We start from the raw sequence: 6,457 nt of genomic DNA on the forward strand, positions 1-6,457 counted from the left end.
TAATATACAAAGTTATGCAAAAGCAGTAAATTATATACTATTATATCAACAGATTATTCGGTTGGATTTTATTATTTTTCATTTCTTTGTATCTATATTATATGATTTTCAAGTTTGCAACAGAACCAATCAAAAAGTGTTCGATGCATTTTATAAAGCATTAAAAGGGAAACAAGTTCTTGTTTATTCTGGACTGTTTAAAGAAGCAAGAAAGAAATTAAAAAATGGAGAATTAGATTACTTAAAAGAAGTTGATCCGACCGAATATATTTATCAAATTTTTTATACTTGGAATAAAAAAGAGTATTTAGCGAGTGAAATTTTTGATTTAACAGAAAGCGAAAAACAAGAAATCAATCATCAAATGATTGATGAAATTGAAAAAGAAAAATAAATTTTCTTAAACGTTAGCAAAAAGCTAGCGTTTTTTTGAAAGAAATTGCCTTTGCAGGAACTAAAAAATTAATAAATTTTTAAGCTATTTTATGCCAATTTTTAATTTGCATATAGATGGGCAGTGTCTAAAAAATTCGACACTGGTTAAGCAAAAAAATTTTGTTTTGTCTTTCTGATTTTTGAATTTAGCTCATATTTGTCTTTTAAGAGCCATTAAATAAATAATATATAAAACACCCCTAAATGCTCTAAAAAGTATCTTAAAATTGCAAATAAGGGTACTATAATTTTTATTAACAATGACTATTTTAGAAATAAAAACAAGAAATTAAAGTAAAAAGTGAAGAAAAGCATAATCTATTTTTTAACAATGTATGTTTTACTTTTTGAAATATTACAAACAAAAGAGTCTTTTTAAAGAGTCTTTGACATGAGCATAAGGAAATCTAGTACCACCTTGAGTGGTATTCAGCATAGCTGAAAGATTTACCTTTTGCTCATTATGCTCAATCGTTCACTATGAATGGTCTAAAACCTTTACATAATGGTGATTATAAGCATTCTTATGCATTTAACCAAAAGGTGTAATATAACACTTTATTACAGACTCTTTAAAATTGTTACAAGACCATTTTGAATTGTCTGAAGACTCCTTTTTTTGTTGATTTCATAGGCTTCAGTCGACGTCGAGACTCTTAGGAGTCTTAATTTTTTTAACAAAAGACTCTTAAGACTCCTACTTTTAGTATTAATATCAACTTCAATAATGATCGTATTTCAAAATATCTCAAATTACTTTTTAACTTTTTTATTATTCTATAAATCTCACAAAAGTCTCTAAAAGTATTTTAAAATTACAAGTAAGTATATTTAAAAAAGGAGTTTTTTTATGAATGCTGGTTTGTTTTTGATAATTGCTATTTGTTGCGGTCTGTTACCAATTATAATTTCTGTAAACGAAAAAAATAAGAAGAATAAAAAGAGATAGAACATGCATTTATGCCGAGAAAATTTATTGAAGTTGAGAAGAACCCTTAACTAAACTTGTAGACGAATGTCGGCATAGCGTGAGCTATTAAGCCGATCATTCGACAAGTTTTGGGATTGTTAAGGGTTCCGAGGCTCAACGTCAATAAAGCAATTGGAATAAAGCGATAATTGTGTTTATCTTTCAGTTTTGTATATTTTTGTGTGTATGATTTTTAGTAGTATAAATACAATTATAGAAATTATACTGTGTAGCAATATTACGCTATCTGGTAAGTCCATAAAAAGAGTTAAGATTAAAAATTCACAAGCTATAATTATTGCGATTAATAATAATAAATTTGTTATTTTCATTTTAATTCCTCCTTTAAAGCAGAGAAGAAAAAACACAAGAAATCAACTGCAGTAAAAAATGCTGTGAAAAAAGCTGGTTCTGCTGCTGGACCTGAATTTGGAGAAGCATTTTTAGCTCTTACTGGCATAGGTGCTATTTATGGTGAGTGTTTTGAATAAGTTCCGTGATAAAAGCCTTCCTGATTTTAGGAAGGCTTTTTATAGTTTAGAAACGAGTTGAAAACGAGTTTCTTCTTGTCTTGATATAAGTAACATAATAGTCACTTATTACGGTGAGAAAAGCCATAGATAACTAAATATATAAGCATAATAAATATGAAATAAATAGCTCCTAAAAATAATGAAAAAATATCTGTGGTAAGAGGTTTAAAATAATCTGGTGAATCGTAAATGTTCATAAATAAATGAACACATACCCAAGAAAGAAATATTCCAATGCATCTACCTATTACAATACTTATATTATTTTTAAAGCCGAATTTAAAAATGGATATACTCATTAAGGTTCTGTTGCAAAGTTAAATTAATATACAAAGTTATGCAAAAGCAGTAAATTATATACTATTATATCAACAGATTATTCGGTTGGATTTTATTATTTTTCATTTCTTTGTATCTATATTATATGATTTTCAAGTTTGCAACAGAACCGACATTATCATAAAAAATTATTAAAAAGAGGAATTATACAAAAATGAAGAAAATCTTAAAAATATTAATAACTTCTATTATTGTTATCATTATTATCTTAACAGTTTGGACTTTTAGTGTGATTACTTATCAGAAACACAAGAGTGAGAAAATCATCGATCACGTTATAGAACGTAAGGGTTGGGATAAAAAAATAAAAAATGAAAAAATGAGTTTTAATATTATGATGGGATATGCTGAAAAAGATATTGTTTTTAAAGATCAACCATATAGTGAGTATGAGTATAACGTGACACCAGCACCAGCACCATGGACAGATGATAAAGAGTATAAGGTGTGGGGGGAAACAGATTTACAAAAGAAAGACTCCTATTATAAATATCTTTTAGAATCAGAACCTTACAGAAAATAATATAAATGTATAACATAATAAAAAATAGAGATTATTCATCTACCACTTAGAGACAGCGTAGACTTCTACCTAATTATATTAATAAAATGATATTGAAGGAAAAATAATATTGAAAAGAGAAATTTTAAAATGAAATGGTTAAAAATCATTATATTAATTTTATCTTTAGTTCCAATAGAATTTATCGGATTATTTACTGATTATCAAACAGGTTTATTAATAGGTTACATCCCATTTATAATAGTTGCTATATTAATGAGGGTTCTGTTGCAAACTTGAAAATCATATAATATAGATACAAAGAAATGAAAAATAATAAAATCCAACCGAATAATCTGTTGATATAATAGTATATAATTTACTGCTTTTGCATAACTTTGTATATTAATTTAACTTTGCAACAGAACCAAAAATAACCTAAAAGACCACAAACCAAAATAAATAAAAATATAAGCATTTTTTAATCTCCTTTTTAGCAAACTTTATTACAAAAACTATTTAATTTTTAAATATACTTACTTGTAATTTTAAGATACTTTTTAGAGCATTTAGAGATATTTATAGAATAATAAACAGGTTAAAAAGTAATAGGATTAATAGGATTTGGGTAAAAAAATCAATCCTATTTATAGGATTGACGTCGACTGAAGCCTATGAAATCAACAAAAATAATAGTATTCAGACAATTTAAAGTGGTCTTGTAACAATTGTAAATAGTATGCAATATTAGAGGTTATAGTATCGATCAATTTTTTATTTAATATTAACTATAAGTATTGTTATATCAGCGTTTATGATGATTTTAAAAAGAGCACTTAATCAAGACGAGCATAAGATAATCCTTCAGCTATGCTGAATACCACTTAAGGTGGTACTGGATTTCCTTATGCTCATGTCAAATACTATTTGAAAATCCTATTATGTTTGTAATATTTCCAAAAACAAAACATGTTTGAAGACAAAAGTAGCTATTTTTTTCTTCACTTTTTACTTTAAGTGCTTATTTTTATTTTCAAAATAAGCATTGTTAGTAAAATAATTGGAGATAAAAAAGAGAAAACTAAGTAAATATCTTTACTCAGTTTAGGATAGAAAAATCAAATTTAAAATTACATTCGACTCATGTCTTGAACATTAGCGACTTACTTTTTGTTTATGATGTATATCAATTGAATCTGAATTTTGATTTTATGGAATGATAAATTCAACTTTTTCTTTCCGATCATTAACAAAATAAATAGCAAAAACGATTTTATTAAGTCACTTTTATAACTACGAAAGATTGCTAAAAAATATAAAAACGTTTAACACTTTTACATTTTTAAAAGTTAAAACAACGCTAAATGATCATTTTATTTTTCATCTTATACGACATGTTTGAGCTATTATTAAACGAAGAATACTCGTTTATAGAAAAAATAGGACTAAAACGTTTCTGTTTTAGTCCCACCTACTTGCTTAACTACAGTTCATTTTCAGATTTACTCAATTGCCATTGAAAATAAAGTTCGACTGCAGTTAAAAGAACATTAATCATTGCCAAAGTAATTTTAATCTTTTTCTTAGTACTCATAAATCTTCCTCCTTTCTTTAATAGCAGCATGTGATATTGTGTTGATCTTATTTTGTTATCTCCTCCCTTACCTTTCGTTTAATCTAAGTGGTTGTCTTAGCAACCACTTGATTAATAAAAAAAGAGAACATCTATTTAAAGATGCTCTCTAAATAAATCATTATTGATTAAATAAAGAAGTGATGGGTAAATGATCACGTCGTTTATTAAGCGTATGCATTTCAGCGAATTCAGACTTAAGAGATTTCATTAAGTATCCTTGCATAGCTTCAACGGTTTCATTTTTTTGAATAAGCATAGCTTTGAAACGTTTAAGAACATGAAGTATTTCTATTTCCATATCTTCTAACAAGTAGTAGCTATCAATCGCATTGTTGAAAGATGTTTTGGCTTTTAATAATACAGTTTTGATAATTTTAATTTCAGCTACTTCAAAGTTACTTAGATAGTTTTGAATACTTTGCGGTAGTTCTTCGAGTAATTGGAATTTTAAAGCTTCATTATTAAAGTTTGAATGGTAGTGATTTGAATGATTTGTATGATTACTAGGAAAAGTTAGTTTATTATCATTCAAATCATCCGTATCATTATTCTCAGTCTTAATATAATCAGTATCATTATAATCAGTATCATTAGTGTATTTTTTTGATATATCATGATGTATCATTTTAATATTTCCTGATGTATCATTATCATATTTCTGGATGTATGAATTTGATACATCCGTAGAATATTGCTGCTCTACGTCATTTTCTTGTTGTGTAATACAATATACATCAGCTTTTGTTACTTCAGGTTTTTTTAGATATAGTTTATTGGGTTTATTTAATCCCACTCTGATTTGACTAAACAAATCAGCTCGAGTTAATTCCTTCTTTATTTTAGATAATTTGTTTGGGCTACTAATATTTAGGATTTGTTTTAACTTTTCGTTAGTATATATAAAGAATATATCTCCATTTTCATCTATCCAATTATTTTTTATAGATAAATCTAAACGGTCTCTTAATATTGACCAAGTTATTTTTGCATCATTGGACAATTTAGTATATTTAGGATTTGTAAAAAATACTTTAGGCAATCGATAGAATTTTTCTTTTTGGATTTCTTTAATATTAAAATTAGACATACAAAAAACCTCTTTCATATTTAGATTTTTAAAAGAGGTAATAAAAAGTCATAAGTAAGTATATATGTATTAGACTTGCGCTAACAATTCTTAATATATATAATATGAATACAACAACTGTACAAAAACAACTTTTTTATTACCATCGAGGCCTAACTATTCCCGTAGTTAGGCTTCTTTCTATTTATAATAACATTTTTTAAATCTTTGTTACATTTTTTATATATATTTAGTGTATATATCATGTGAGAATGATAAAAGGTTATATTTTATTTTTATATAGTGATACGAAATGTTATATAAAGAAAGCTATTACAATACGTATAAAAGGCATATAAGAAGTATATAAAGAGAGTAAAATATATTCGTATAATTATATGTATACCTTTTATGCATAAGTATAAAAGCATTGATATGGTAAGTATAATAACTATATAATTATGATAAAAATCATTATGATAAATATCATATATAGTTATACGGAGGCTACTATATGAAAAGTATGAAGAAAATCGCTGACGAACTAAATGTGACAAAAATGACAGTTTATAATAATGCTAAAAAAGCAAATGTAAAATTTCAAAAAATTGATAACGTAAATTACTTATCTAGTGAAGATGAGATTGTGGTAGTAAATAGAATTAAAAAAATCAGAAAAAGAGCATTGATGCTGAAAGTAAAATAAATGAAAAAAATTCTGATAATAATAATCAGGTAAAAGATGAAACAATAAAGCAGTTATATATTCAGCTAGATAGAGATAAAGAACAAATAAATACACTTAATAGACTTTTAGAAAATCAGCAAGTTTTAGCATTAGAAAGCAACAAAAAAATTCAAAAACTAGAAAGCCAATTAGAAGAAGAAAGACAGCTTAATTATTCTTTTGATACAGCGACGAATAATAGACAAAATATTAATCCGCAAGAAGCAACTTTTACTGAAGAATCGCAAA

Annotated in this window: 3 protein-coding genes and 2 pseudogenes; 3 read left to right on the forward strand and 2 right to left on the reverse strand. The window is 26.0% G+C overall.

Annotated features, from left to right (window positions below; translation table 11 throughout):
- Positions 1 to 136 precede the first annotated feature (136 nt).
- Complete coding sequence (locus LIX58_RS12405) at positions 137 to 394, forward strand: replication initiation protein (RefSeq protein WP_226386361.1); 258 nt, start codon at positions 137 to 139, stop codon at positions 392 to 394.
- 1,603 nt (positions 395 to 1,997) lie between these two features.
- Here LIX58_RS12405 and LIX58_RS12410 read toward each other — a convergent pair.
- Positions 1,998 to 2,240 (reverse strand): annotated as a pseudogene (locus LIX58_RS12410) (hypothetical protein); the annotation flags it as partial.
- A gap of 191 nt (positions 2,241 to 2,431) precedes the next feature.
- Here LIX58_RS12410 and LIX58_RS12415 point away from each other — a divergent pair.
- Complete coding sequence (locus tag LIX58_RS12415; protein ID WP_070443073.1) at positions 2,432 to 2,800, forward strand: DUF3139 domain-containing protein; 369 nt, start codon at positions 2,432 to 2,434, stop codon at positions 2,798 to 2,800.
- A gap of 1,733 nt (positions 2,801 to 4,533) precedes the next feature.
- Here the strand turns inward: LIX58_RS12415 and LIX58_RS12420 are convergent.
- Entirely contained in the window at positions 4,534 to 5,502 is a 969-nt protein-coding gene (locus LIX58_RS12420) for a replication initiator protein A (RefSeq protein ID WP_107641311.1), read from the reverse strand.
- 493 nt (positions 5,503 to 5,995) lie between these two features.
- Here LIX58_RS12420 and LIX58_RS12425 point away from each other — a divergent pair.
- A pseudogene (locus LIX58_RS12425) lies at positions 5,996 to 6,457 on the forward strand (DUF536 domain-containing protein); the annotation flags it as partial.

Source organism: Staphylococcus sp. Marseille-Q1834, from assembly GCF_916858875.1.
Taxonomy (GTDB): domain Bacteria; phylum Bacillota; class Bacilli; order Staphylococcales; family Staphylococcaceae; genus Staphylococcus; species Staphylococcus pragensis.